General features: G+C 55.9%; 1 protein-coding gene. It reads right to left on the bottom strand.

Annotated elements, in window-relative coordinates; genetic code table 11:
• Positions 1 to 279: nickel-dependent hydrogenase large subunit (locus tag J4G32_RS21515; protein ID WP_210497787.1), on the bottom strand; the 279-nt coding region annotated here is incomplete at both ends.

Genomic DNA, 279 nt, shown 5'->3' with positions numbered 1-279 from the left:
GTTTTTACCGTCGGTCGGGAATTCCGGCGCGCTCAGGTAGTTCACCGCGCCTTTGCCGCGCTCCAGCCATTCCGGATAGTAGGCCGCGATGACTGCGGTATCCACTTTATACACCTGCTCGACAAAATCGCTCAGCTTATCGATAAACGATTTGATGTACATCAGGCGTTCAAGGTTCAACGTACCGATACTGTCGAGATTGATCGGGTTCGCCACCCCACCGACCGCCAGGTTCTGGATATGCGGCGATTTACCGCCCAGCAACGCCACCACGCGGTT

The sequence above is a fragment of the Microvirga antarctica genome, assembly GCF_017921815.1.
In the GTDB taxonomy this organism is placed as follows: domain Bacteria; phylum Pseudomonadota; class Alphaproteobacteria; order Rhizobiales; family Beijerinckiaceae; genus Microvirga; species Microvirga antarctica.
This window is presented reverse-complemented; position numbering and strand designations above follow the sequence as displayed.